This window comes from Virgibacillus oceani (assembly GCF_041521345.1).
Lineage (GTDB): Bacteria > Bacillota > Bacilli > Bacillales > Amphibacillaceae > Virgibacillus_N > Virgibacillus_N oceani_A.
The window spans coordinates 15,520-41,029 of the sequence record NZ_JBGOHB010000013.1 but is presented as its reverse complement, the minus strand read 5'-3'; the positions used below and the strand labels follow the sequence as shown (position 1 = coordinate 41,029).

Genomic DNA, 25,510 nt, shown 5'->3' with positions numbered 1-25,510 from the left:
CAAAAATCAATGTTTAGTCAATTGTTTTGTCCTTCCTTACTTTCTTTTTTTCTTCCCCTTTATATTTTCTCCAACTTACATAGGATAATGTAATTGCGATACATCCGCCAACGATACCTACTGTCCAGATAAATGGAGCAAGGTCAAAATTTTTCTTGGTCGCATTCGAGTTCTCAGCTGCTGCACTTACCTCCAGTATAGAAAAATCAGCTAAAATAATGATGATTGGCAAAATAATGGACAGCAGGAGACATACCTGGTTTTTTCGCAAAAAAGATCACCCCAAATTCTTTTTCTTATACCTACTATATGATTCGGGATAATATTATATAACACTAGACTTTTTGTCTGTTTGCACCAATGGTTACTGCATAAGCGATAAAGATGGAAATAATGCTAAGCCAGAATGTGAAATAACCTATTTCATTCATATAATCATTTAAAGTGGAATACACAGGCATCATTCCGAAAACATAATCAATAACATCATTATGCAAAGTCCAAATTGCTGCTACGACAAGATGTCTCATTTTAATTTTATACCATGGTGCATATAGGAGACCCTGTATGGCCATGGCGCCATGAGAAGCGATAAGCATATATCCCGACCAGTCGAGCGACCCATCCATAATAAGTGTAAGTAAGTTCATCACTACCGCCCAGGTTCCATATTTAAGTAAAGTAATCAGCCCCAAAGCTTCTATGTAAGGAACATTTCTTCCAAAAATAAAAAACAGCAGAAATATTGTAAAAAACAAACTAGCTGTTGGACTGTCAGGGACGAATGGAATAAATATGGTGGGAGTGACCGATAACTGATTTTCATACCACATATAACCGTAAATGGTACCAAATAGATTAATGATAAATAATAAAATAAGAAACCGCTTGTCAAGTAAGATATATCTGATCATTATTTGTATTTCCTTCCTTCTATATAAACATGCTATGTTTCATTATAATTAAAATGGCTATAAAAAAACACCCTTGCCGTTATTTTGGGCAAAGGTGTTTCATCGAAATTATTCAGTTTCTTCATTTACCGTTAGAATAAAATCAACTAACTGATCCAATTCCTCATCAGATCCTGTGAATTGATCCGGCGGCATAGTATCAATCCCATTAACAGCAATGTCTGCCAGTTCTTCGGCATCATAATCAAGATCCAATAATGGTGGCCCTGTAGCGCCAGTACCTTCCAAATTACCGCCATGACAAGACATACAACTATTTTCATAAATTGCGTAACCTTCATGAGAAGTGTCAATTTCCACTAGCTCGTCCGGATGTACCGGCTTGTTGGCTTCGGCACGTTCATCCCAATCTACAACAGCCGCGGAAGTATAGGTTAACCAAATGACAGAAACCATACCAAGCAGCATCATTCCAATAGCGATTGGGCGCTGTGGCGGTCTTCTTCCCGGACCACTATCCAGGAAAGGAGCAAGTAATAATGCTCCAAAAGCGAGCCCAGGGAGTACCAAAATTCCCATAATGGTCCAATCACCACTCGCAAATTCATATTTCAATAGTTCATATAAGAACAGGAAATACCAATCCGGCAATGGTATATAAGCTGCATCTGTTGGATCTGCTACACCCTCCAAAGGTGATGGATGGGCTAATGTTAAGCTTAGAAAACCAACTAAAAATACAGCACCTACCAACCATTCTTTTAATAAAAAGTTGGGCCAAAAAGCTTCTGTTCTTCCGGGATATTCAGAATAATCTTTGGATTTATTCGGTTTTCTTTCTACTGAAATTCGGGAGTCCCCGACAAACTTCATTCCTTTTCCCTTTTTCACAGCTTTTCCCTCCTTTTTATAATGGGCCTGAAATTCCTTGTCTCCGTATTAAAATAAAGTGAGCAGCCAACAGTGCGAATAATGCAGCAGGCAGGAAGAACACATGGATGGCAAAGAATCTTGTCAATGTTTGAGCACCAACAATTGTTGGATCACCAGCCAGCAGTGTTTTTAACTCCATACCTATAAAAGGCACTTGTTCTGCAATCTCAAGTCCAACCTGAGTTGCAAAGAAAGCTTTGTTATCCCATGGAAGCAAATATCCGGTGAAGCCTAAACCGAGGATAACGAAGAAAATTAACACACCAACCATCCAGTTAAGCTCACGCGGTTTTTTATAAGCTCCTTGGAAAAACACACGCAACGTATGTAATAACAGCATTACAACTACTACACTAGCTCCCCAGTGGTGCATACCGCGAACGATTTGTCCGTGGGCAACTTCCGTCTGTAAATAGTGCACAGATCTCCATGCATTTTCAATGTCCGGCACATAATACATCGTTAAAAACATCCCGGAAAGAATTTGGATAACGACAACGAAAAATGTTAACCCGCCAAAACAATAGACAAAAGCTGAGAAGTGATGTGCAGGGTTTACATGTTCCGGCACCTCGTGGTCAGCAATATCTCGCCAGATCGGCGTAATATCTACACGATCGTCTATCCAATCATAAATTTTCTGCAGCATAAATCATTACGCCTCCCCTCTCGGACTAGGATCACCTAGAAATAGCATTCCATCTCTTACTTCAAATTCATAGACATCAAGTGGTGCGAGTGGTGGTGTTCCAGGAACGTTTGTCCCGTCTTTATAATAGAGTCCATCATGGCACGGGCAGAAAAACATCTCTGGATGGTCATCACTGCCTTCCCATGACACAACACAACCCAAGTGTTTACATACTGGGGAAAAGGCTTGAATATCTCCATTTTCATCCTCAAATACCCATGCAGATCGATTAACTTCAGATTCATACCATCCGTCTACCTGTTCAACTTGCCAATCTATTCGCTGTGGTTCGTTGGTAATTTCATCGACAGATAAACCAACATTTGCAAAATCTCCTGCTCCGGACTCCTGCAATACAGGGTCTACAGCCATTCTCAACATAGGAATTAGCATGCCTGCTGCCATAAAACCACCTACACCTGTAAGCGTATAGTTTAAAAATTGCCTTCGGGTTACTTGCTGTTTCTTTTCACTCATGATTTCCCCCCTCTTTTACAATAATCACGGACAAATAACGTATATTTTATTACTAGGACATAACTATGATAGCGTAAACTGCTTGTCCGGTCAATCAATATCATAATTATTAACAAAATGTTACAAAACCCATATAAAGGATGTACTATACTATTATTTCCAATAAGATCTGATTAATTCACCAATTTGTTCAACCTGGTCTTTGATCATTGTGTGCATTTCTGCAGACTGTAAATTTCCGGATTTTACACCGGGTAGCCAAAGCAGTGTGCCATCAAGTTTCCCTTCATTTTTTTTCCACTCCGAATCAAAGGTGAGATAGAAAAAATGTTCAAATGGCTGTTTTTTTATTTCATCAACCCAACCCTGAAGTATCTGACTTTCTTGTTCCAATTCCGAAGACTTTATGTAATGGTAATTTGGAGTCAATATGATCCTGCCGGTTAATTCTTTTTCAATTTCATTGGACAAAATGGATAATACTTCACTTTGAAAAGCATTCCTTTCTAAATTATGTTCATCCGTAAATTGAAAAGGTATTAAAGGTATAATAACCGTATCTATATATTCTTTTGCCTGGATATACCGGCTCAAGTCTTCTTTTTTCCATTTCATTTCGTTTTTCGCCTCTCTTTCCCTAAGGTACTGAATTTTTCCTTTTACGTTAAATGGAAATAAATCTATTACAGTAAATCTTATCTCATATTCGCAAAAAAAATCAACCTATTGCTCCTGCAATTTAGGTTGAAAATCATTCACAGCTTCCAGTTTTTTTAAATCTGATGTTAAGCGCTGGAATGTATCATAATCCCTTCTATCCAATGCTTCATCAATGCCTTGTAAGAGGGTCTTTCTTTTGTTTTCGAATAAAGTTTTATTCAATAAACACTTTGCCTGATTCTTATCTTTTTCAGTTATAAAGTATTCGTCAGGCAAAAATGGGTTTTCTTCTAGAACAGCTACATAATATGGGCATTGATACGATTTATTAAAATTCAACTGCAAATACAACGGTTCATGCTGGTTTAATCGGATATCGTGAAAAGATTTCTCCGCGTCCGTTGTTACTAATTGATTTTTATAAAAACGAAAGGGCGTCTCTGTTGAGCAATGACTCGTCATGATAATACCGCGTGGACAAAACTTAGCTTCGTGTACAAAATGAACGTTAGCTAATATTTCATGATGATTAACTAAGTAATTTAAAATCCAAACGCTTTCCCTTTTTTTGAGCTGGTAGTGGTTTAGAAACCATTTTATAAAACTTTTTTTGTCTTTTACGGTTACAGCAGATTGCATTCAAGATCCCCCCCTTTATATTGTATGTTTACTCTCCAGGCTGGATTAAACGGTTTAAAAATTCTTCTGTGTCGGTATCATCCGGTTCAAGCTTGATGTAAGCTGTAAAAACGGAAATTGCTTCTTCCATCCTCCCTTCTTCTGTAAGAAAATAACCATACTCTTTTAGGAATTCGCTGTCCTGTTTAAGGTTATTATATGCTTCCTTATAGTGGTTTAATGCATTATTATATGAATCTGTTTTGTTATAAGCCCGTGCCAATTCCCATTCATACAACGGGTCTTCTGCCCCTGTACCTTTAATTTCTACAAGGAGGTCAATAATTCCTTCAAAATTATCCTTATTTTTTAGAAGGCTGATCAAAAATAGGATTGCTTCCTTGTAATCCGGATCAATAGCAGTAGCTTCCCTTATCCGTTTTTCACTTTCTTCTTCTTTATTAAGCTTTTGTGCTATAGAGCCGGCAAGGAAGTATAATTCTTTATTAAATTCGTCTACTGAAAGTCCTTTATTTGCTGTTTCATAGGCATCCTCCAGCATACCTTCTTCTTCATAGGCATTCGTAAGCTGATAATATGCAGTATGATAGTACTTATCTAATTCAATTACTTTTTCCCAGGCATAAATGGCAATATCATTACGATTTGCCTGGTGGGCAGTGAGTCCATATTTAAACAGCAGTTCAGGATCCTCACTTTCCAGACTGCCATAAAATGTAAGTGCCTTTTCATACTCCCCAGCAGCAGCATATGCCTCTGCAAGTCTTTCATCAATGGAAACATAATTGATTTCATCCATTTCCATTCTTACTTTTTCATAATAAGTGATCGCTTGATTATACTCTCCGGTTGAAAACAGCAATTCACCAAGTGCAAAATCTATAATCACTTCATTCGGCTCTATTTGTTTGGCACTTAACAGCTTTTGCTGAGCTACTTCAAACAATCCCTGTGACTGATAAAGATCTGCCAGTTGCACTAATGCTGAAACGAATTCCGGATCTTCTTCCTCAATTTCGTTTAATAAATTGATGGCTTCTTCGTCATTTTCCAGCTCAGTATAAAGGTCTGCCAATTGTACTTTTAGTTCACTTTCTTGCGGATATGACTGGAGCAATTCATTTAAAATGGCTATTGCTTCCTGAATCATTCCCCATTGGATATAAACTTCCGCAATCGTATACTTTTCTTCTTCATCCGCTTCCGGTAAATAGTTTTCCAATAAATTGATCGCTTCTTTTGTCTGATTATTTTCCATCAGGCTGATAGCTTGCATAATTGTATTCATTACAGGCTTCCTCTCTTCATAGTAAATATAATCATAACGAAATATAAATCAATCTTCAAACAGAAAAGAACCTGCTTTTCTGCAGATTCTTCCTGATTAGTTCATTATCTTGTTTAGATCTCTAAAGAAATTCGGATAGGATGTGTTTACAGGAGATGTATCCTCAATAACTACCTCTTCCTTAACAATTAAGGATGCAATGGCAGCCATCATAGCTATCCTATGATCGTTATAAGGTGGAACGTTTCCGCCATATAAAGGTGTCCTTCCATGAATAATCATGCCATCCTCTGTAGCTTCAATATTTGCTCCCAGACTGGATAAAGTGTCCACGACTGCTTTAATTCGGTCTGTTTCCTTTACCCGGAGTTCTTCTGCATCCCTAATAATGGTTGTTCCCTCTGCCTGGGTAGCAATCAGGGCAATAATAGGAAGCTCATCAATTAAACGCGGGATCATCTCTCCTTCAATGGTTGTACCTTGAAGCGCCTTATACGTGATCTTTAAATCACCTGAGCGTTCACCACCCTTTTCCGTTTCATTGAGAATTTCCAAACCGGCCCCCATTGCATAAAGAACATCTACTATCCCGGTTCTCGTTTTATTTAAACCAACATTATGCAGAACGATGCTGCTGTCCGGAACAATTGATGCCGCTCCAAGAAAGAATGCAGCAGAGGAAATATCTCCAGGCACAAAAACAGGTACTGCAGATAACTTATTTTTATTTGTAATTGTCGTTGTATGGTGATCTGTATGAATATCTGCACCAAAAGCTTTAAGCATATTTTCGGAATGGTTCCGTGTTAATGTGTCTTCTGTTACTTTTGTAACCCCATCTGCCAGTAGTCCGGCTAGTAAGAGACATGATTTTACCTGGGCACTCTTCACCGGAAGTTTGTAATCGATTCCCTGCAGTGTTGAGCCTCTAACGGCTAGTGGCAAAAGATTACCATCATCTCTTCCATCAATAACGGCATCCATCATTTTCAGCGGATCAACAACACGGTTCATCGGTCTTTTCGTTAAGGAATCATCCCCGTAAACCATGGAGAAAAATGGAAGTCCTGCTAAAAGTCCCAGCATAAGACGGGTGGTTGTACCTGAATTACCAAAATATAATGGATTTAAAGGTTCCTGTAACGCTTTGATTCCTTTACCTTCTATAGTTACATCAGTACCACTATCTGTTATTTCCACACCCATTTCCCGAAACGCGTTTACTGTACGCATGCTGTCTTCACTATTTAAAAAATTCGTAACTTCTGTACGACCTTCTGCAATGGATCCTAATATAACAGCCCGGTGTGAAACGGATTTATCACCAGGGACATGGATAGATCCGCTTAATCGTTGATTCGCTGGTTTTAACGTTTGTTTATTCAAAAACCCACCCCTATTCTATTTCTGAATCAATGTTTCATAACTGTGCTCCTCCAGGACTCTTTTGCTTTCTTTTTGTTTTTCTTTTGATGAGAAGCTTAAACGCAGCGCCCCGGTGATTCCCTCTCTTATCTCGAGTATTTGAATATTATTAATACTGATTTCATAATTTGCAAGTATTTGGGTAACAGAAGCAAGGGCACCTGTCTGGTCCCGGATATCTACGTATATATCGTAAAACGCGGGGATTGCTCCCTTCTCATCTGTTCCCAATCCATCGCGATAGCTTTTGGCGTTTTCCAGGTAAGTGATCATACCTTTTTTTTCGTTGTTGTCCACAAGATCTTTTAGAAACTGCATTTCATCAATCCATTCCCCTAAAAGGCGAGACATTTTATAGCGATTATGATAAAAAATATCCTGCCACATCTCCGGATTGCTTGAGGCTATTCTCGTAATATCCCGAAAACCCCCGGCAGCCAAATTGGGAAGAAAAGTATGAGACGTCCCCCATTTTCTAGCCTGATGTACAAGAGAAGAGGCAATTAAATGCGGGAAATGGGATACAACTCCTGTCATCACATCATGTTCATCAGGTTTTAATTGCACAAATTTACTTCTGCAGTTCTTTAATACATCTTTTAAGGCATCTACTTTTTCCTGGTTACTCCCTATGGATGGGGTCAGCACATAGATTGCATTTTCAAATAAATGGGCTTTAGCTGCATGAATTCCTTTTTTATGGGACCCTGCCATTGGATGCCCGCCAATAAAAGTGATTCTTTGATTGGCTATTTTTTCTGCTTTTTCGATGATAGCCTGCTTTACGGAGGATGTGTCCGACACTATCACTTCCCTCGAAAAGGTAATGTCATTTAGTTGGCCCATGAGTTGTATAGTTTCCGATATGGGAGCTGCCAATAGTATAAAATCGCTTTTTATTGCAGCTTCTGCGAAATCAGCTGCCGCCTCGTGAATTATTGCATTTTCTATGGCAAAATCCAGGGATGGTTTATTCACATCATAGCCAATGATATGATTTTCCTGGGACATTGCCATTCCTTTTGCCAAAGATCCGCCAATTAATCCTAATCCTGCTACAAGTATCGTACGCTTCACAATTAAATCTCCTTCGAGTGGTTTTGATGAAAGGTTAATAAAATATTTTCAAGCTCGTGCATATCTTCTTGCTTGCCTATCGTTAACCTTATCGTGTTTGGATAGCCCAAAAGTTCTCCAGGTCTTACAATAAACCCTTTTTCCAATAAATAATCAAAAATTTTAAATCCGCTTAGAGGGGTGGAAACTAACAGAAAGTTTGTTTGAGAAGGGTAATAGCCCCATCCTATTCTATCTAGAAACTGTTCAAATTTATCTTTGACATTTTTATTTTTCGTTTTTGTTTTTTCGATAAAATCATGGTCTTTTAAAGCAATGATTGCCGCTTTTTGTGCAATGGATGTTGTATTGAAAGGTCCTCTGACAACATCGATCTTTTGAAGTATATCCGGATTGGAAATGCCATAGCCGATACGAAGTCCCGCGAGACCATAAGCTTTAGAAAATGTCCGCAGTATAATTAAATTATCGTATGATGAAGACCATTCCACTGCCTTCGGATCATCTTCCATATATTCATAATATGCTTCATCCAAAACAATCAAAACATGAGCTGGACATTTCTTAAGAAAGGATAGAAGCTCCTCTTTTGGAATCGCAGTTCCTGAAGGATTGTTTGGCGAGCATAGCCAAACAACTTTTGTATCCTCATTTATTTCTTCAAGCATTTGATCAAGATCATGCTTACCATCACGAAGAGGTACTTCTTTCACTTCTGCTCCTTCGATGAGGGCATTATGTTTATACTGCGGAAAGGTTGGCACGGCCATCACCGTATTCGTTCCTGGGTATAAAAAAGCTCGGCAGATCATTTGCACTATTTCTTCCGAACCACTCCCAAAAATAAGCTGCCTTTCATCTATATTTAGTTCAGCTGCCAGTATTGTCCGTAATTCTTTCGTATAACCGTCAGGATACATATTTAATTCATGTAAATCTTTTTTGAAAAAGTCTGCTACATTTGCTGAAAAACCATAAGGGTTTTCGTTGGAAGCGAGTTTAACAATTCGTTCCAATCCGTATGTTTCTTTGATTTCCTGTAATTGCTTACCCTGCTGATATGGAGTCAGCTTGCTTAATATTGCTTTTCCTTCCATCACTTACTCACCTCTGTCTTCTATCAAATCCGGTCTCAGCTTTACTGCTTCATTATGAAACACATGATGAATCTCTTTTTGCTCTTTCTCTGTGTTAACAACCATCATAATCCGTATACAAAATGGCAAAGCACCGGGGACATCTATTTCCGACATACACATTACCGGCACATAAGTAAAGCCGGGCAGCTCCCTTAAAGCTTTAGCTGGAAACCCTGCATTTAAATCTATTGTAGCGGAAATAAATACATGTGAAATGCATTCCGGTTTAATATCATTTATTGAAACCATTTCTTCCAGTACTTTCCTGGTTTCTTTTATAATTTGATTTTCTTCATTATGTTTGACTGTTGTTGCTCCACGTACACCTCGTGTCATTTATTTCACCAGCCTTTCTCTGAATGATTGCAAGTAATTTTTTATTTCTAGATCGCTGAAATTCTTGATTGCAGGCTTTCCAATCCCTTGTAAAAGTACCATCTGGATTTGATGGTTGACTGCTTTTTTATCTGCCTTCATTTTCGTAATTAAAGCTCCTATCTGGTTTAGCAGTGAATTATCCAGTGGATAACTGTTTTCCTGCAGCCAATGAAGAAGTGATTGATATGGCAGCTTCACATTGTAGGTTTGTTCACTTATATGCAGCGCAAATAATAGCCCTATAGCGACAGCTTCCCCGTGTGTGATTGTTCCGTATCCAAGTTCAGCCTCCAGTGCATGTGCTAGGGTGTGACCCAGATTTAAGTGCTTTCGAACACCTGCTTCCCGTTCATCTGCTTCCACAATTTCACTTTTTATTTTTATTCCTTGCAATAAGTGCGCAGTTAATTGCGCTGCGTCTAAATGATTGATATCCGTATTGAGCAAAGTTTGAAAGAAATTCTCTTCACGAATCAGTGCTTCTTTGATTAGCTCTGCATATCCTGATCGTACTTCTCTCCCTGTTAATGATGATAAAATTTCTACATCGTATACGACTGCTTTAGGAGGATAAAAGCTGCCGATCAAATTTTTCCCCAATTCATGGTTAATGGCAACCTTCCCGCCAACACTGCTGTCATGAGCCAAAATAGTAGTAGGCATCTGGATATAATCAATACCGCGCATATATGTAGCAGCTGCAAAACCTGCTAAATCACCTACAACTCCGCCCCCGAGGGCAATAATTAAGGAATTGCGGTCAAGGGCGTAAGTTAAAGCATCCGTTTGAAGCTGGTAGTAGGATTGAAAACTTTTTGACTGTTCACCAGCAGGGACAACAGACTGAAAAATCTTCTCTGGCGGGAAATTACGTAAAACATCATCTAAATATAATGGCGCCACCTGTTCATCACTTACAATTAAAATAGATGAATAATTCTTTCTTAAAAAATCATTTAATTGGAAACGGAGATTTTTTCCAATGATAACATCATAAGAATGGGAACTGGATTGTACTTGCACTTTTTCCACTAAAAACACCTTATTTCTTCGCGATATTCGTCAATGGTTTGCTTTAATTTCGAAAATTGATCGCTTGGAAACTGTTCGGTAATGGCTTTAGCTAATTCAAAAGCTACAACATGTTCCATTACGACAGAAGCTGCAGGGACTGCACAGGCATCTGATCTTTCCACAGTTGCTTTAAATGGTTCTTTTGTCTCGATATCAACGCTTTGCAAAGGTTTTTTCATTAGGGTTGGGATAGGCTTCATAACTCCTTTTATAACGAGTGGCATTCCCGTAGTCATTCCGCCTTCAAATCCCCCTAAACGATTTGTTTTACGGTAATAACCGGCATCCTCTGACCAGGCAATTTCATCATGAACTTCGCTTCCGTTTATCCTTGCAGTTTCGAAACCTAAACCAAACTCCACACCTTTAAAGGCATTTATACTGACTACTGCACCGGCAATCCGGCTATCCAATTTTCGGTCATAATGAACGTAGGAACCCATTCCTGCAGGCATACCTTCCACATACACTTCAACGACCCCGCCAATCGAGTCACCTGCTTGTTTTGCCTCATCAATGGCATCTTTCATGGGTTGTTCCACGTCTTTATCCAAAACCCGGACAGAAGAATCTTCAGCAATACTTTGGCGTTCCTGTACTGTAAGTGCATCAATTTCATTTGCGCGGATACCGCCAATTTCCTTCACATAGCCGGAAATTTCAATTCCTAAATGTTTTAATAATGTTTTCGCTACCGCACCGGCAGCAACTCTTGCAGCAGTTTCACGGGCAGATGAACGTTCCAGTACGTTTCGCATATCTCTGTGGCCGTATTTCATTGCACCATTTAAATCTGCATGTCCTGGCCGTGGTCTTGTTACAACCCTTCTCAATTTGACATTTTCATCTATTGGGTCTTCTCCCATGATATCAGTCCAATGTTTAAAATCGTCATTTTTAATGACTAATGAAACAGGAGAAGCGAGCGTATGTCCATGTCTTACACCACTTGTAATGTCGATGGTGTCTTTTTCTATTTGCATCCGTTTACCGCGTCCATGTCCTTTCTGTCTCTGGAATAGCGAATGATTGATATCCTCCTGAACGAGGGGCATCCCAGCAGGCAAACCTTCAATGATTGTTGTTAATTGTTTTCCATGAGATTCTCCGGCAGTTAAGTAGCGCAATGAGCATTCTCCTTTTATGAATTTTTTCTAATAACTATATCATACATTCCAAGGTTTTTGGTGCAAAACAACGAAAAAATGATAGAGGATTGGATATAACTAAAATAATTCATTTTAAATACAAACAATGAAATGATCTAGCGGAGGAAATGTACGTAGACTCCTTAAAATGCATGCGTATTTTCTCACGAAGATGTAACACTGTCGATCTTTCCTTTTCCTGTGGGAAGCAGCAGGTCGGTGAGTCCCCACAGGGTATTAGCCGTTCTTATTTGCTCGTCGTGCTGCAACACTGATCAACTTGCAGCACGACGAGCACGAAGAGGCTCACCACTCCCCCGCGGCAAAGAAGACACGGTAAAACGAACAAAGTGAGATGAATCGATGTCGCACTTGTGCTTTAGGTGAAAGCGAAGTATACTTCCAGAGCGGGTAATTTGCACAAACTTTCATGAAGTTCGGGTTTTTTTGGTTAAAATAGTTTTGCCCCCAGCCTCTTAAACTTTATGATAAAAGAATGTATCCATCAAACGGAATTGATATTTTGCGGGGTTAAATATTTGTTCAGTACTTCCGACAAATAAAACACCCTCTGTTCGAAGAGCGTTAGCAAATTGGCCGTAAATAAATTCTTTTGCTTCATCAGTAAAATAAATTAATACATTCCTGCAAATGATTAAATCAACATGCTGCGGATATCTATCTTTTAATAAATTATGTTTTTTATATGTTATGTATTGCTTTAAGAAAGGTTTAACAGAATAAAAATCAGCTTTTTCAGTAAGATATTTTTCTTTCAATAAAACGGGAACTTCTTTTAAAGCCTGTTTTTGATATATCCCCATCTTCGCTTTTGCCAATGCATTATTGTCTATATCAGTAGCAATAATTTGAAAATTGACATCAGGGAAATATTCATTCAGCATGATAGCCATACTGTATGGTTCTTCGCCGGTAGAACATGCGGCACTCCAAATAGTAATCGGAGATGTTTGTTCCTTTAATAAAGATGGCAAAATTGTTTCCTTTAACACTTGCCATCTTTTTGGGTTACGGTAAAATTCGGATACGTTAATCGTAATACGGTCGATAAACTCAGCCAATAATTCTTCATTCGTTTCCAGCGCTTTAAAATAGGCTTTAAAATCGGGATAACCGCGCTTATTTCTCAACGACGTTATCCTGCGTTTCATTTGCCGTTCTTTGTACAACTTTAAATCAATCCCGGTTTTCCTCATGACGTGATCAATAAACGCTATATAATCGTCCTTCATTTCGCTGTCCTCTTTCATTTTTTCTCTATACACGAAAAGACTATCCCACAAAAGATGACCCTTGGATGCAGGTGTTCTTTTTGAGATAATCTTTAGACTAACTATTTTATGCAGGTAATTCACTTTTTCAGCTTTAATCCAGGTTTTCTAATAGATCCAATCACTGTCTTGTTTTGTATAGGAAACTAATTCTTCTTTATTAAAGAATAAATTGATTTCCCTTTCCGCGCTTTCCGCAGAATCAGATCCGTGAATAATATTTTTCCCTACAGTCACGCCGTATTCCCCGCGCACCGTCCCTGCAGCTGCTTCTTGCGGATTGGTTTTACCCATCATGTTCCGAGCGGTGCTGATTACGTTTTCGCCTTCCCATACCATGGCAAAAACAGGGCCTGAAGTAATGAATTCAACCAGCTCGCCGAAAAAAGGACGTTCTTTATGTTCAGCATAGTGGTTTTGAGCTAATTCATCAGTAATCATCATCAGTTTTGCACCTGCAAGCTTAAACCCTTTTTGTTCAAAGCGATGAACGATATCGCCAACTAAATTTCGTTGTACACCATCCGGTTTTACCATTAAAAATGTTTGTTCCATTTTTTGCACCTCTTTTGTTTTGTTTTTTATTAGGCTTCGTTCTGCTATCCGTGTATTCGGACTGCTAGACTAGTAAGACAATATATCCTTTACAGCGGAACGAGCATTCAGCGCAGCCCCAAATCTTTTAGAAAGCAGCCTTTCATTAAGATCTTTATGTAGTTGCTACTTTGGAGCAGCCTTTTAAATTCTACCAGATTTTTAGTGGAATAACAACGTAAATCAGGAACGTCTCTTTCCAATATAATGTGCAATTTCCCTCAGCGTTTGCTTTGCCCGGTTATTTGGTACAGGTTCCAGTATCTTTAACGCTTTTTTTAAATAGAGATCACTGAGTTTATAAGATGCTTCTATGGCGCCTGTATTTTTCAGTTCATTGACCAGATAAGCAATATCCGATTCTGTCACATTTTCGGGAGTTTTAAACATTTCTTTTATTAACCCATCAAATGACTCATTCTTCATGGCCAACAATACCGGCAATGTGACATTCCCCTGCAGCAGATCATTTCCTGCGGGTTTTCCCAGCTCTTTTGCAGAAGAGGTAAAGTCCAGAATGTCATCAATGATCTGATAGGACATTCCAATATAGTACCCATATAAATATAGCCGATGAGCATCTTTATCTTCTACATCACTAACGACAGCCCCCAGTTTACAGCTTGCGGCTATTAACAATGCTGTTTTTCTTTTGATGCGGCGCAAATAATCTCGAAGATTTTGATCCCAATTATATTTATCTTTAATTTGTTCTATTTCTCCCACACATACATGTACAATCGTTTTGGACAATATCCGGTGGACCCTTGTCTCAGGAATAGTTGTTATATTCTCAATTGCTCTGGCTAAAATATAATCGCCTGTATACATGGCAACACGGTTGTCGTATTGCTGTCTAATGGTCGGCTTTCCCCTGCGCAGGTCTGCATCATCAATGACATCATCATGAACCAGGGTTGCCATATGGATTAATTCCAGAGATACAGCAACTTTTTTAACCTTGTCCATGTCAAGCGTGCCAATTTGCCCGCTTAACAATACAAAAACAGGTCGTATTCTTTTTCCGCCTGCTTGTAATAATGCTGTTGATGCTTCCCGTAATACAGTATGCTCCGCTTGTATTACTTCATTTATTGATTTTTCAATAATATCCAGATCTTTTTTCAAATATCCGTACGTTTTTGCTAATTTCATTTATGTCACCTTTAATCACTATAAATAGGTGTCCAAATTTACAGCCGGCAGTAGAAATCATGCGCTATTCTTTAAATCCCATATGCATTGCTGCAACTCCGCCCGTATAGTTTTTAATTTGAACTTTTGAAAATCCGGCATCCAGAAACATTTGCTGCAGTTCTTTTTTGCCGGGAAAATCCCTGGCAGATTCCTGCAGCCAGGAATACTCCTTGTAGCTTTTCGCAAATAATCGGCCAAGTAAAGGCATAATAAATCGAAAGTATAAATAATATAATTGCCTGAAACCTAATAAAGTAGGTTGGGACGTTTCCAGACATACGACCTTTCCACCCGGTTTAGTGACTCGATACATTTCTTTTAAAACCGTTTGATAGTCCGCTACATTTCTCAGTCCAAACCCAATCGTAACATAATCAAAAATCTGGTCGTTAAATGGCAGCTCCATGGCATTTCCTTGCACAAGCTGCAGCTGTTTTAAGCCCATTTCCTCTTTCTTTTCCTCGGCTACAGATAACATATTTTTACTGAAATCAAGTCCAATCACTTCGCCGTCCTCCCCTACAGCTTCTGCAAGGGAAACCGACCAATCGCCGGTTCCGGAACAGACATCCAGTGCTTTGGACCCTTTTTCTACTTTCATTCGTTTCATCACATCTTTGCGCCAGGCCTTATGGCGTTGAAAGGAAATAATAGAGTTCATGGAATCATATTTTTTATAAACTTTTTCAAAAACGTGATGAACACGTTCTTCTTTTGATTGTTCTTTCATACTTATCCTTCTTCCACACATAAGGTGTTATAATTTGATTGTTCTGAAGTGATTTATCGATATGTTGTTTTAAAAAGACAGGATAATTCGTATTTTTTTCTAAATAATCTCTGACTCTTAGGATGCTCTCCTCTAATTTCATATCTACCAATGGAGACAAATCGGCACTGTTATTATTTTTAATAACCCCCGCATCATATACCGTTGACATATCTTTGTTATTTATAGATTTCTTTTCTTTTAATAACTGGTGAATGAGAATCCAGTCTTCGGAAATCAGTTTTATCGTTTCTTCACCTAGAAAATCGGCAACACGGCTGACAAGCAATGATTCTATTTTATTTTTAATATAAATATAATCCTCAAATGAATTCATTTCTTTATAATATAGCTTCATTTTATACTCATTTATCTCTTTAATGGCCGAGGCTAAATGGTGTGTAAATGAAATGTCTTCTATTTCTGATAGAAGTAAATAATAAAGCCCGCTAAAGTAATCTCCGGCCAAAACCTTTAACTGTCTGGAAACCTTAGTTTCCTTGTTTTCTTTATTATTTGAAACCGGAACGGTATCATGCGTATCCAAGGCTGCTTGAACGAGCATAGTGGTCACAATGTACCTTTCTTTATGAAATGAGGACATTGGTCTATTATCTATAATTGCCGATAACAATATGATTTTTTCGTCATCAATGACAGGCTTTGGTAAATGTTTATTTAAGTATGTATGCTTCATCTTGTTTATAATTTGACCCTTTACATGCTGTATATCTAACTCGGAAGTATTCAAAAAAAATCACCTGAGCCCTTTCAGTCATCCTTTTTGGCTTTTGTTATTATAACATATTTTAATACATAAGGATAAGCAAGAAATTTACCATAAACAGGTGATATAGGTGGACTATATTATGCTAATTTTCCATTTCTCCATGACTGGTTTGTATAACAGCTTTTCCGCGAATTTTAACTGCTGAAGTATGGTCTGTGAATTGGGCTATCATTACTTCGTTTTTATCAAGTTTTTCCGAATGGTGGAAGCGTGTATCTGTTCCCCTTGTCAGCCCGATCACGTTTACGCCGTCCTCCAGTGCCTTTATGACAATAAAATCAGATGTGACTGATGAACTATTCATCTTGATCCTCCTCCCTCATTCTATATTAAATAATGTCTTATAACAAAAACGTTGTCAATCATTAGAACTGTATATATTAATAACCATTGATTTAAAGATATTTCACTCTTCAACATAAACTATTTTTAAAGTATGCATGCCAGCGTACATACTTTCTCAAATATACATCAAAATAAGCAAGAACAAAAGCGCAAACGCCTGCTTAGCGATGTACGGACTTACACTGAGTGCTCGTTCCAGCAAATTACATTTGGGACTGTACTAAATGCTCGTCCCACCGTAAAGATTCGCCATCCAGGGGTCGGAGCCGGTGGGGGCTATTTCTATATTAAAAATTATTCATAGATCCTACATATTATAGTGCGTTAAGCAAAAAAAAGGATACGCTTTAGCGTACCCTTTTTTCGCCCTATGTAGAAATTACTTCACACTGTCTTTTAGGGCTTTTCCTGGTTTAAATGCAGGAACCTTGCTTGCAGGGATTTCAATTTCTTCCCCTGTTTGAGGGTTACGGCCTTTTCGAGCAGAACGCTCTCGTACTTCAAAGTTGCCAAACCCGATTAATTGTACTTTTTCGCCTTCTTTTAGTGAATCCATGACAGATTCAAAAACTGCATCAACTGCTTTTGTAGCATCTTTCTTGGAAAGTTCACTTTTTTCAGCTACAGCGTTTACTAAGTCTGTTTTGTTCATGATATTCACCTCCTCCCAAATCATCAAATAGACATTGGAACAAATAAATTTCTTATCATCATTTGTTCACCTTTTTGTCATGTTTTATACAGTATGTCACGTGTTTCATGGTGTGACATGGCTTATATTAACTGAGTTTGGGGCAAAATTCAACAAAAAGTATCCATTTTTACGTAAAAATAAATAAAAACCCTCCATTTTTATAAAATATGAGCCTGTTTTTTCCATTTTTATACTATTGAAGCTTTTTGTTGATTTATCAGCGTTACTAAAGATATACGATATTGCAGGGAAAATTCCTGCTGTTTCAATAAAAAAATTAGGATTATTTTATTTTTTTATCCACGACAAAAACAAAAAAATAAGCAGCCGATAATCAGCTGCTACAGAATGATTGCTATTAGACCTCCAGAACCTTCATTTATTATTCTTTCAAGTGTGTCTTTTAATTTATATCTTGCATTTTCCGGCATCAGTGATATTTTTCCTTGAATTCCTTCTCTTACAATGGAACTTAGTGATCTTCCAAATATATCAGACTCCCAAATAGATAATGGATCTTCCTCAAAATCCTGCATTAAATAACGGACAAGCTCTTCGCTTTGTTTTTCTGTACCGATAATCGGAGAAAATTCAGATTCAACTTCTACTTTTATCATATGAATGGATGGTGCGACAGCTTTCAGTCTGACTCCAAAACGGGAACCCTGCCTTATTATTTCCGGCTCATCCAGTATCATATCCTCCAGTGTTGGTGCTGCAATTCCATAACCTGTTTGTTTCACCATTTGCAATGCACCTGCAACCTGATCATACTCTCTTTTAGCATGGGAGAAATCCTGCATTAATCTCAGCAAATGATCCTTACCTCTAATTTCTTCGCCGACAATTTCTTTTAATACCTGATCATATAAATGATCAGGTGCATGCAGATCAATTTCTGCTACACCTTCGCCCATTTCCATTCCGGCAAGGTTTGCTCTTTCAATGTATTCAAATTCTGAAAAATTACCTACAATTTGGTCAACATCCCGCAAACGTTTAATATTTTTAACTGTTTCCTGAATCGCTTCTTGGTAATTTTCCCTTAACCAGTGATCTTCTTTCAGAACCATGACCCAGCTAGGCAAGTTTACATTTACTTCTAATACCGGGAACTCATAAAGTGATTCGCGAAGCACATTGAATACGTCATGCTCAGTCATGGATTCAATACTCATGGCCAGTACAGGCATATCATATTTATCGCTTAAATCCTGTCTCAGCAATTCGGTTTCCTGACTCGTAGGCCGGACAGAGTTGATCACCATGATAAAGGGCTTTCCAACCTCTTTTAATTCATCTACAATTTTAGCTTCCGCGTTCACATAATCATTTCTTGGAATGTCCCCTATTGTCCCGTCAGTAGTTACAACGACCCCTATTGTAGAGTGTTCCTGAATTACTTTTCTCGTTCCGATTTCAGCTGCATCATGAAATGGTATTGGATCTTCATACCATGGGGTGTGAATCATCCTGGGCCCATCTTCATCCTCAAACCCTTTTGCACCATCTACCGCATAACCAACACAATCTACAAGTCTGACATTTACATCAAGCCCCTCATCAACCTGAACCGATACCGCCTGATTTGGAATGAATTTTGGTTCCGTTGTCATAATTGTTTTTCCTGCAGCGCTTTGCGGCAATTCATCATGTGCTCTTTCCCGATCACTTTCTTCTTCGATATTCGGCAGTACAACCAATTCCATAAATTTCTTTATAAAAGTTGATTTACCTGTCCGGACGGCTCCTACAATACCAAGGTAAATATCTCCATTCGTCCGTTTCGAAATATCTTTAAAAATGTCCACTCTTTCCAAAAGATCCCCTCCCGATCCCAGTGCTTTTTTATTACGAACAAACTACGAATATTTGACATTACAAGTCTATGATGTTGTCCTATCAAAATATGACTTAAATATGTGTAAAGAATAAAAAGGTTATGCTATTGGACAGTTGAAGTGCTAAAACCTTGGAAGCACCAGCGAACTACCTTTTCATTAGAAACTTAAAAAAACCCTTGCAACAATATATGTTGCAAGGGTGTGAATATGATATTTATTTATAAGTCCGGAGAAAAAACAGGTTCTCCGTCTTCAACTGTATAAGGAAATGAATATGCAGGTACAAATGGCGTATTTTCCGCCAGTAGATAGCGTATGTCATCCCCTTCATCATAATCATGTTCAAACTCGCTTAAAGCCTGGTTTAAATCGATCCGGTAATCAATAAAAAGCTCACCATGCACATTCATTACAATTGGCAGATTCTCGTTTGAATAAGGACTTTTAATGAAAGGCGGCTCATCAAGGCCCATTTCTTCATAATCAACGGTAAATATATTTTGCTCGATCTCTCTACCGAATGGCGGGTACAGATTTTGGTCTCTGTATATATTCAATTGAACATTTACACTGCGCAGCGCTTCTGTTACTTGCAAGTCAATTAATTTCACCTGAGGATCTTCATCCGGAGTTATAAGTGTATATTGGTATACGCCGCCATTCTCAAAAGCGTTCCCAGGTATCTCAGTTAATATATTATTTTCTTGCAGAGCGGTAAAATCAATTAAATATTTTTGAAATATCGGTGTATCATTTGGTTTCGTCTGAATTGGAACAAGCCCGTCTGTTGATTCTCTGTATTGTTCTACAGCACTTTGTACCATTCGTAACTGATCTTCATTTGGAGCCTGATTTTCTGCCAATTCACCTTCGGGATAAAGGCATCCGCTTAATAGTAGTGCAAAAATCATGATAGAAATCCAAATGGAAATGTTTTTCATGTCGTAGCCTCCTCGCTGGCTTTACCTTGTTGGACCGCTAAAAACAATGTAAAAGATAATTAAACCGCCTAATATTAAAAACACATAGGAAAGCAAGGATACAATTCCTCTAATCCAGCCTTTTAGCTTATACCTGCTTAATAAAATTAAACCAACTGCCAGAATTAGAAATATCATCCCAGCAAAAGAGATGTACATTTTCAGCATACCTTCACTCATTCAATCCACTCCCGTTATACAAAAGCCATTTCTTTTTAATTTGTTTTTAAACCGTGTTTAGCAGTCTTAAAAATGAAGCACGCTCGTCCCTTCGGTAGAATCACCTAATAAACGGAAATGCAGCCAAAGATCTGTCTTTTTACTATGTAATGTTATTTATTTAACCATTTTTTCTGCTATATCCTTTACAATCAGGGAGACACCTTCTCCAAAGCGTATTATAACATATGTGTTCGTTTCCACATATGAAAAACTTCTATTCGAAGTTTTTCAATGCATAAGAACGTTTAAACAATTAAAAAACCCGGAATGAAGGGGGGCTGACTCCATTCCGGTTTGACTAAATAATGTCCACGCAAGCTCTATCCATGAATGCTTGTGCGATTTATATTATGCAAGTATATATCTCGATGTATACTCACTTGCCCAAGTAAAGCTATTTTTTGAATAATTGATTTAAGGACGACATATCCTTTGGCATTTTATTTTGCGTAATGGACTCTACAATTTTATTTTCCTTCTCCTTGGAAATTGGTTTATTAGCCATTTTAGCTAAATGGCGTACTAGCTTTCTCACCGTTTTCTCATCGGAAAAATCTGCATGCTTTACAGAATCCGCAACTTTATATACTTCGTCCGGATTGACATTAGCATTTTCTTGCAGTTTGTCAAAAAGCCCTTTCTGAAAATTATTCACATATTCTCCTCCTTGCTAAATCATGTTTCAACATATTATATGCAGGGAGAAGTATTACGTGTTATGACATATACCGTTCACTTAATAATTTGGATAAATCGTCCATTTCATCCCGTTTTGTTCGATTCATAAGCTGTTCTACTATAGTTTTTGGATCCATTTGTTCGTATAATATATTATAAATACCGGAAGTAATGGGCATTTCCACATCTTGTTTTTTGGCAAATTCATAAGCAGCCTTTACCGTTCGTACCCCTTCTACAACCATGCCCATTTGTTCTAAAACATCATCTAACTTATGATTTTTGCCCAGTAGATTTCCCGCGCGCCAGTTGCGGCTATGCACACTGGTACAGGTTACGATCAAATCACCTACACCGGATAACCCCAAGAAACTGAGCGGATTTGCTCCTAAAGAGGTTGCCAGCCTGGTTATTTCAGCCAGGCCTCTTGTAATAAGGGCTGCTTTTGCATTATCTCCATATCCTAATCCATCCGAAATCCCTGCACCCAGGGCAATGATGTTTTTTAATGCACCGCCAAGTTCTACGCCTAAATTGTCTGTACTTGTATAAACACGAAATGCATCGTTAATAAACAAATTTTGAGCAAGCTTTGCATTTGCTTCATTTACGGCTGCTACAGTGACAGAAGTAGGCTGCCTTAAGCCTACTTCCTCTGCGTGACTTGGTCCCGACAGCACAACGATGTCCTCTTCTTTATATGCTTTTATTTCTTCTGCGATCATTTGCGAGACCCGTTTCAATGTGACAGGTTCAATTCCTTTGGAAGCATGGATGATCTTGACAGAAGGTGGAATTATATCATTTAACTGTTTGCTTACTTCTCGTATTGCTTTTGTAGGTACAACAAGAACTATAATTTCAACATCTTCAATGGCTTTCTGCAAATTGCTGTATGCTTTTATCTCCTCGGGTATTGACGCATCCAGATATTTATCATTTCGATGTGTTTCATTAATAGCCTCTGCCTGCTCTTTACGGTATGTCCATAACCGGACATGATGACCATTATCTGCGAGTACAATACTGAGTGCAGTTCCCCAGCTCCCCGCTCCTAACACTGCTATATTCACCAAAAAACGTTCCCTCCTTATTGTCTCTTTCTGGAAAATATTTTAATAGGTGTACCAACGAAACCAAAAGCATCTCTTATCTTGTTTTCCAGAAAGCGCTCATAGGAAAAGTGCATCAGCTCAGGGTCATTAACAAAAACAACAAAAGCAGGCGGTTTTACTGCTGCCTGTGTTGCATAAAGTACCTTTAGGCGTTTTCCTTTATAGGTTGGCGTTGGGTTCATTGCAATCGCATCCATAATTACGTCATTTAAAACGTTTGTCTGCACTCTTTTTGCGTGATTTTCACTAGCTGTTTTTATTGCAGGCATTAATGTATGGAGCCGTTTTTTTGTTTTTGCAGATAAAAAGACTATGGGAGCATAGCCTAAATATTGAAAGTTTGCTCTGACTTTATCTTCAAATTCCTTCATTGATTTTTCGTTAGCATTTACAGTATCCCACTTGTTTACAACAATAACAATAGCCCTTCCGGCTTCATGTGCATATCCGGCAACCTTTTTATCCTGTTCCCTGATGCCTGTCTCTGCGTCGATAAGAACGAGTACTACATCGGAACGCTCTATTGCTTTTAAAGCCCTCAGAACACTATATTTTTCCGTGGTTTCATAAACTTTGCCGCGCTTACGCATGCCTGCTGTGTCAATAATGACATAATCCTGCTGCGCTGTTTGCAAGCGTGTATCTATTGCATCCCGTGTTGTACCTTCCATCTCACTTACTATCACACGATTTTCTTTCAGTAAAGCATTTACAAGAGAAGATTTTCCAACGTTTGGTCTGCCAATGAGACTAAAGTAAATAGTATCCTCATCATCTTGTTTTAGATCTCTCTCTGGAAATTTATCAATAACGGCATCCAACAAATCTCCCAAGCCCAAACCGTGTGATCCGGAAATGGGGTAAGGCTCACCGAAGCCAAGGGAATAATATTCATATATGTTTTCCCGCATTTCGGGGTTGTCTATTTTGTTGACACCTAGAACGACAGGTTTGTTGGATTTATACAACAGCTTAGTAACTTCTTCATCAGCGGCCGATATTCCTTCTCTTCCATTTACAAGAAAAATGATAACATCAGCTTCATCGATGGCAATTTCAGCCTGATGTCTCATTTGTACTAATAATGGTTCATCACTCAATTCAATTCCGCCCGTATCTATTACATTGAATGTGGAGTTTAGCCATTCTGCCTCCGCATAGATACGATCTCTGGTAACTCCGGGTATATCTTCTACAATGGAAATTCTTTCACCGACCAGTCTATTAAAGATGGTTGATTTCCCGACATTTGGCCTTCCAACAATTGCTACTACCGATTTCCTCATAAGGTATCCTCTCTCTTTAACGATCTTATTGAATGCTTTACTTATTCTAGCAAAAGAAAGGGCACTTCACAATTGAAACATAGGAACGGCTTTCTCAAGTCCCTTTATTTGAAAATTCGTTTTTTATACAAAAGAACCGTTCCCTGTTTAATGTTTTACAATGATATATAGTTCTTCACTGAGCGCATGGGCAATCCCGTCTATAATTGCTTCCAGATTGGCAGCGACGTATTCGAGTTCCTTTTTATCACCACAAAGAAAAATCGGTGCACCGCCTGCTACTTTCGATTCATTGGTCGTAATAACAGCAAGGATCTTTTTTTCCAAATCCATTTTATCATTTGCCTCCCTTTTCAGATGGCATTCGGATGGCATTTTCCAATACAGGAACGGCGCCGATCACCTGAATTGCTTTTTCCTTGCTCCTCACCTGAGGCAGTATAAATACCCCAAGTCTTCCATCGTCCAGATCACGTTTGATTAAAGGAGAGAGCGCAGGTGTGCCAGAGTCGCGAAATATGCCAAGAGACACAGAAACATCATGTAAAATTGCCTGTCTTTGTCCCAGGTTGCTGACAGTATTTATTTCATTCATGTTTTTAGGTTTCAGGATAAAGCCCATGCCATATTTTAATATTTCTTCCTGTCTTTCGGGTAAACCGATGTTCATTATATATATGTTATCCACGTATAAACCGGCTCCCTCAAAATGTAATTCATGATATTTAATATCAACCACGTCTTTTATTGTTGAACCGCTTCTTAATCCTCTTGATATCAACATACATAAGAGAACTCCAACGATGGCAGCATAAATATGCCATACCAAAAAAAATAACGTTCCGATTAAAGCAGTGAAAATAACAAGATAATTTCTGCTTTCAAAGGAAAGGGCAATCCCTTCTATATAGGTTTTACCCCGAGGGACAAGTTCAAACTCATCTATCTCAGTTAAAGTATTTCTTTCCATATTTCGTACTTCCCTGAATTGCGTTGCCGCAATGGTCAGAAAAGTGACGGCGGTAAATTCCATTTCCATTAAGGCGGGACCTGCCATCGCACCAAGAGAAGCAGCAATAAAACCCAATGATAAATGAATTACTCTGCCATGCAAATATGTAGGATACTGTCTGTAGTCCGTTCTTAACATAACAATCCTTGCAATTGTGCCTGCAATTATGCCAAATAATATTGGGAAAAGATATTCATTCATTCATTTTGCCACCTCAGTACTTGTTTTTGTTTTAGCAAGCTGTTTATTTTAGCATTTCCTTTATGTAGTATGGCTAAAAACGAAAAAATTAACAGCATGACTGCAAGGTAGTCAAAGAAAACTATTTCCCCTATACCTTTGGAAAATCCGTAGCTGCTCATTGTAATGCCATGAATGATTTCACCACAGCAAATACCAAATAAGCATATTGCTTTTCTGTAGCGTGGTTTTTTAACAAGCAATACGATAAACAAACTGCATGTAAGCGGTATAATTACAGTTGTCGGCCAAAAGAGCCATACGGGTGCAATAATTAACCAAAATTGAATGGCAGCATACAAAACGGCGACAGTGAAGGCACATAATAGCTGATACATAAAACGAGGCAGCAAAATAATCCATATAGCAGCACCGGTTAATATAAGCAAGAAGGTGACAGAAATACTGTAGTAACCAATTGTCATATATAGCTTTGAACAAATAATTACAAGCAGCACCCAATATGCCAATACTTTTCTTTTTTTACTTTTTTGCATAAAGAAAAGAATATATATTAATAAAATCCAGCTGATCCAATAAAACAATAATCCACTATTCATTTTTATCACCTCGGCCATTAGCAGTATAGGTAAAAAAAGAAAAACCTAA

At 38.2% G+C, this 25,510-nt stretch carries 30 protein-coding genes; all 30 read right to left on the bottom strand.

Annotated elements, in window-relative coordinates; translation table 11 throughout:
• Nucleotides 1-13 precede the first annotated feature (13 nt).
• Complete coding sequence (locus ACDX78_RS11175; protein WP_486027880.1) at nt 14-271, bottom strand: sporulation protein YpjB; 258 nt, start codon at nt 269-271, stop codon at nt 14-16.
• A gap of 64 nt (nt 272-335) precedes the next feature.
• Nucleotides 336-914 carry a lipoprotein heptaprenylglyceryl N-acetyltransferase LhaT gene (lhaT, locus tag ACDX78_RS11170; protein WP_486027879.1) on the bottom strand — a complete coding sequence of 193 codons (579 nt, stop codon included), beginning with the start codon at nt 912-914 and terminating at the stop codon, nt 336-338.
• 108 nt (nt 915-1,022) lie between these two features.
• Nucleotides 1,023-1,805 (bottom strand): c-type cytochrome, encoded by a 783-nt coding sequence (locus ACDX78_RS11165; RefSeq protein WP_486027877.1) that lies wholly within the window; start codon nt 1,803-1,805, stop codon nt 1,023-1,025.
• Between the two features lie 16 nt (nt 1,806-1,821).
• Nucleotides 1,822-2,496: a menaquinol-cytochrome c reductase cytochrome b subunit gene (qcrB, locus tag ACDX78_RS11160; RefSeq protein ID WP_486027875.1), complete on the bottom strand. Its 675-nt coding sequence runs from the start codon at nt 2,494-2,496 to the stop codon at nt 1,822-1,824.
• A 6-nt stretch (nt 2,497-2,502) separates the two neighbouring features.
• Nucleotides 2,503-3,015, bottom strand: a complete 513-nt coding sequence (locus ACDX78_RS11155; protein ID WP_486027873.1) for a Rieske 2Fe-2S domain-containing protein — start codon at nt 3,013-3,015, stop codon at nt 2,503-2,505.
• 153 nt (nt 3,016-3,168) lie between these two features.
• Nucleotides 3,169-3,630: a YpiF family protein gene (locus tag ACDX78_RS11150; RefSeq protein WP_486027871.1), complete on the bottom strand. Its 462-nt coding sequence runs from the start codon at nt 3,628-3,630 to the stop codon at nt 3,169-3,171.
• A gap of 108 nt (nt 3,631-3,738) precedes the next feature.
• Complete coding sequence (locus ACDX78_RS11145; protein ID WP_486027870.1) at nt 3,739-4,314, bottom strand: ReoY family proteolytic degradation factor; 576 nt, start codon at nt 4,312-4,314, stop codon at nt 3,739-3,741.
• A gap of 28 nt (nt 4,315-4,342) precedes the next feature.
• Nucleotides 4,343-5,602, bottom strand: a complete 1,260-nt coding sequence (locus ACDX78_RS11140) for a tetratricopeptide repeat protein (RefSeq protein ID WP_486027869.1) — start codon at nt 5,600-5,602, stop codon at nt 4,343-4,345.
• Between the two features lie 96 nt (nt 5,603-5,698).
• A complete protein-coding gene (gene aroA / locus ACDX78_RS11135; RefSeq protein WP_486027868.1) occupies nt 5,699-6,988 on the bottom strand; it encodes a 3-phosphoshikimate 1-carboxyvinyltransferase in 1,290 nt (429 codons plus the stop codon).
• Nucleotides 6,989-7,003: 15 nt separating this feature from the next.
• Nucleotides 7,004-8,104 carry a prephenate dehydrogenase gene (locus ACDX78_RS11130; protein ID WP_486027866.1) on the bottom strand — a complete coding sequence of 367 codons (1,101 nt, stop codon included), beginning with the start codon at nt 8,102-8,104 and terminating at the stop codon, nt 7,004-7,006.
• Between the two features lie 2 nt (nt 8,105-8,106).
• Complete coding sequence (gene hisC / locus ACDX78_RS11125) at nt 8,107-9,201, bottom strand: histidinol-phosphate transaminase (protein WP_486027865.1); 1,095 nt, start codon at nt 9,199-9,201, stop codon at nt 8,107-8,109.
• 3 nt (nt 9,202-9,204) lie between these two features.
• Nucleotides 9,205-9,579 carry a chorismate mutase gene (gene aroH, locus ACDX78_RS11120; protein WP_486027863.1) on the bottom strand — a complete coding sequence of 125 codons (375 nt, stop codon included), beginning with the start codon at nt 9,577-9,579 and terminating at the stop codon, nt 9,205-9,207.
• Nucleotides 9,580-10,653 (bottom strand): 3-dehydroquinate synthase, encoded by a 1,074-nt coding sequence (gene aroB / locus ACDX78_RS11115; RefSeq protein WP_486027861.1) that lies wholly within the window; start codon nt 10,651-10,653, stop codon nt 9,580-9,582.
• A complete protein-coding gene (gene aroC / locus ACDX78_RS11110; RefSeq protein WP_486027859.1) occupies nt 10,653-11,822 on the bottom strand; it encodes a chorismate synthase in 1,170 nt (389 codons plus the stop codon). The genes aroB and aroC overlap by 1 nt, the downstream gene beginning before the upstream one ends.
• A gap of 497 nt (nt 11,823-12,319) precedes the next feature.
• Complete coding sequence (locus tag ACDX78_RS11105) at nt 12,320-13,096, bottom strand: CheR family methyltransferase (RefSeq protein ID WP_486027857.1); 777 nt, start codon at nt 13,094-13,096, stop codon at nt 12,320-12,322.
• Nucleotides 13,097-13,243: 147 nt separating this feature from the next.
• Nucleotides 13,244-13,690: a nucleoside-diphosphate kinase gene (gene ndk / locus ACDX78_RS11100; protein WP_486027856.1), complete on the bottom strand. Its 447-nt coding sequence runs from the start codon at nt 13,688-13,690 to the stop codon at nt 13,244-13,246.
• Nucleotides 13,691-13,912: 222 nt separating this feature from the next.
• Complete coding sequence (gene hepT / locus ACDX78_RS11095) at nt 13,913-14,884, bottom strand: heptaprenyl diphosphate synthase component II (protein WP_486027854.1); 972 nt, start codon at nt 14,882-14,884, stop codon at nt 13,913-13,915.
• A 64-nt stretch (nt 14,885-14,948) separates the two neighbouring features.
• The gene (gene menG, locus ACDX78_RS11090) at nt 14,949-15,656 is read right to left on the bottom strand and encodes a demethylmenaquinone methyltransferase (protein ID WP_486027852.1); all 708 of its coding nucleotides are present in this window, start codon (nt 15,654-15,656) and stop codon (nt 14,949-14,951) included.
• Entirely contained in the window at nt 15,613-16,446 is an 834-nt protein-coding gene (locus ACDX78_RS11085; protein ID WP_486027851.1) for a heptaprenyl diphosphate synthase component 1, read from the bottom strand. Before ACDX78_RS11085 ends, menG begins: the two co-directional genes overlap by 44 nt.
• A 121-nt stretch (nt 16,447-16,567) precedes the next feature.
• Nucleotides 16,568-16,789, bottom strand: coding sequence for a trp RNA-binding attenuation protein MtrB (gene mtrB / locus ACDX78_RS11080; RefSeq protein ID WP_486027849.1), 222 nt, complete (start codon nt 16,787-16,789; stop codon nt 16,568-16,570).
• A gap of 420 nt (nt 16,790-17,209) precedes the next feature.
• Nucleotides 17,210-17,482, bottom strand: coding sequence for an HU family DNA-binding protein (locus tag ACDX78_RS11075; RefSeq protein ID WP_486027848.1), 273 nt, complete (start codon nt 17,480-17,482; stop codon nt 17,210-17,212).
• A gap of 383 nt (nt 17,483-17,865) precedes the next feature.
• Nucleotides 17,866-19,344 (bottom strand): stage IV sporulation protein A, encoded by a 1,479-nt coding sequence (gene spoIVA, locus ACDX78_RS11070; RefSeq protein WP_486027846.1) that lies wholly within the window; start codon nt 19,342-19,344, stop codon nt 17,866-17,868.
• Between the two features lie 242 nt (nt 19,345-19,586).
• Nucleotides 19,587-20,309, bottom strand: coding sequence for a hypothetical protein (locus tag ACDX78_RS11065; RefSeq protein WP_486027844.1), 723 nt, complete (start codon nt 20,307-20,309; stop codon nt 19,587-19,589).
• A 21-nt stretch (nt 20,310-20,330) separates the two neighbouring features.
• Nucleotides 20,331-20,528 (bottom strand): DUF2768 domain-containing protein, encoded by a 198-nt coding sequence (locus ACDX78_RS11060; protein ID WP_486027843.1) that lies wholly within the window; start codon nt 20,526-20,528, stop codon nt 20,331-20,333.
• Nucleotides 20,529-20,964: 436 nt separating this feature from the next.
• Nucleotides 20,965-21,225 (bottom strand): stage VI sporulation protein F, encoded by a 261-nt coding sequence (locus ACDX78_RS11055; RefSeq protein ID WP_486027842.1) that lies wholly within the window; start codon nt 21,223-21,225, stop codon nt 20,965-20,967.
• Between the two features lie 61 nt (nt 21,226-21,286).
• Nucleotides 21,287-22,324 carry an NAD(P)H-dependent glycerol-3-phosphate dehydrogenase gene (locus tag ACDX78_RS11050; RefSeq protein ID WP_486027840.1) on the bottom strand — a complete coding sequence of 346 codons (1,038 nt, stop codon included), beginning with the start codon at nt 22,322-22,324 and terminating at the stop codon, nt 21,287-21,289.
• A 14-nt stretch (nt 22,325-22,338) separates the two neighbouring features.
• On the bottom strand, nt 22,339-23,649 hold the full coding sequence (gene der, locus ACDX78_RS11045; RefSeq protein WP_486027838.1) for a ribosome biogenesis GTPase Der: 1,311 nt from the start codon (nt 23,647-23,649) through the stop codon (nt 22,339-22,341).
• Nucleotides 23,650-23,796: 147 nt separating this feature from the next.
• A complete protein-coding gene (locus ACDX78_RS11040) occupies nt 23,797-23,982 on the bottom strand; it encodes a capping complex subunit for YIEGIA (protein ID WP_486027837.1) in 186 nt (61 codons plus the stop codon).
• Between the two features lie 4 nt (nt 23,983-23,986).
• A complete protein-coding gene (locus tag ACDX78_RS11035; RefSeq protein ID WP_486027835.1) occupies nt 23,987-24,862 on the bottom strand; it encodes a YIEGIA family protein in 876 nt (291 codons plus the stop codon).
• Nucleotides 24,859-25,461: a YphA family membrane protein gene (locus ACDX78_RS11030; RefSeq protein WP_486027834.1), complete on the bottom strand. Its 603-nt coding sequence runs from the start codon at nt 25,459-25,461 to the stop codon at nt 24,859-24,861. The genes ACDX78_RS11035 and ACDX78_RS11030 overlap by 4 nt, the downstream gene beginning before the upstream one ends.
• Nucleotides 25,462-25,510: the final 49 nt, after the last annotated feature.

Coding starts and splice junctions, on each gene's coding strand:
- ACDX78_RS11060 (WP_486027843.1), bottom strand. CDS start 20,528: ATGAGTGAAGGTATGCTGAAAATGTACATCTCTTTTGCTGGGATGATA.
- ACDX78_RS11145 (WP_486027870.1), bottom strand. CDS start 4,314: ATGCAATCTGCTGTAACCGTAAAAGACAAAAAAAGTTTTATAAAATGG.
- ACDX78_RS11150 (WP_486027871.1), bottom strand. CDS start 3,630: ATGAAATGGAAAAAAGAAGACTTGAGCCGGTATATCCAGGCAAAAGAA.
- ndk (WP_486027856.1), bottom strand. CDS start 13,690: ATGGAACAAACATTTTTAATGGTAAAACCGGATGGTGTACAACGAAAT.
- qcrB (WP_486027875.1), bottom strand. CDS start 2,496: ATGCTGCAGAAAATTTATGATTGGATAGACGATCGTGTAGATATTACG.
- mtrB (WP_486027849.1), bottom strand. CDS start 16,789: ATGAATAGTTCATCAGTCACATCTGATTTTATTGTCATAAAGGCACTG.
- ACDX78_RS11030 (WP_486027834.1), bottom strand. CDS start 25,461: ATGAATAGTGGATTATTGTTTTATTGGATCAGCTGGATTTTATTAATA.
- menG (WP_486027852.1), bottom strand. CDS start 15,656: ATGAAAGAACAATCAAAAGAAGAACGTGTTCATCACGTTTTTGAAAAA.
- lhaT (WP_486027879.1), bottom strand. CDS start 914: ATGATCAGATATATCTTACTTGACAAGCGGTTTCTTATTTTATTATTT.
- hepT (WP_486027854.1), bottom strand. CDS start 14,884: ATGAAATTAGCAAAAACGTACGGATATTTGAAAAAAGATCTGGATATT.
- ACDX78_RS11035 (WP_486027835.1), bottom strand. CDS start 24,862: ATGAATGAATATCTTTTCCCAATATTATTTGGCATAATTGCAGGCACA.
- aroH (WP_486027863.1), bottom strand. CDS start 9,579: ATGACACGAGGTGTACGTGGAGCAACAACAGTCAAACATAATGAAGAA.
- ACDX78_RS11040 (WP_486027837.1), bottom strand. CDS start 23,982: ATGGATTTGGAAAAAAAGATCCTTGCTGTTATTACGACCAATGAATCG.
- ACDX78_RS11075 (WP_486027848.1), bottom strand. CDS start 17,482: ATGAACAAAACAGACTTAGTAAACGCTGTAGCTGAAAAAAGTGAACTT.
- der (WP_486027838.1), bottom strand. CDS start 23,649: ATGAGGAAATCGGTAGTAGCAATTGTTGGAAGGCCAAATGTCGGGAAA.
- ACDX78_RS11155 (WP_486027873.1), bottom strand. CDS start 3,015: ATGAGTGAAAAGAAACAGCAAGTAACCCGAAGGCAATTTTTAAACTAT.
- ACDX78_RS11140 (WP_486027869.1), bottom strand. CDS start 5,602: ATGAATACAATTATGCAAGCTATCAGCCTGATGGAAAATAATCAGACA.
- hisC (WP_486027865.1), bottom strand. CDS start 9,201: ATGGAAGGAAAAGCAATATTAAGCAAGCTGACTCCATATCAGCAGGGT.
- ACDX78_RS11105 (WP_486027857.1), bottom strand. CDS start 13,096: ATGAAGGACGATTATATAGCGTTTATTGATCACGTCATGAGGAAAACC.
- ACDX78_RS11065 (WP_486027844.1), bottom strand. CDS start 20,309: ATGAAAAACATTTCCATTTGGATTTCTATCATGATTTTTGCACTACTA.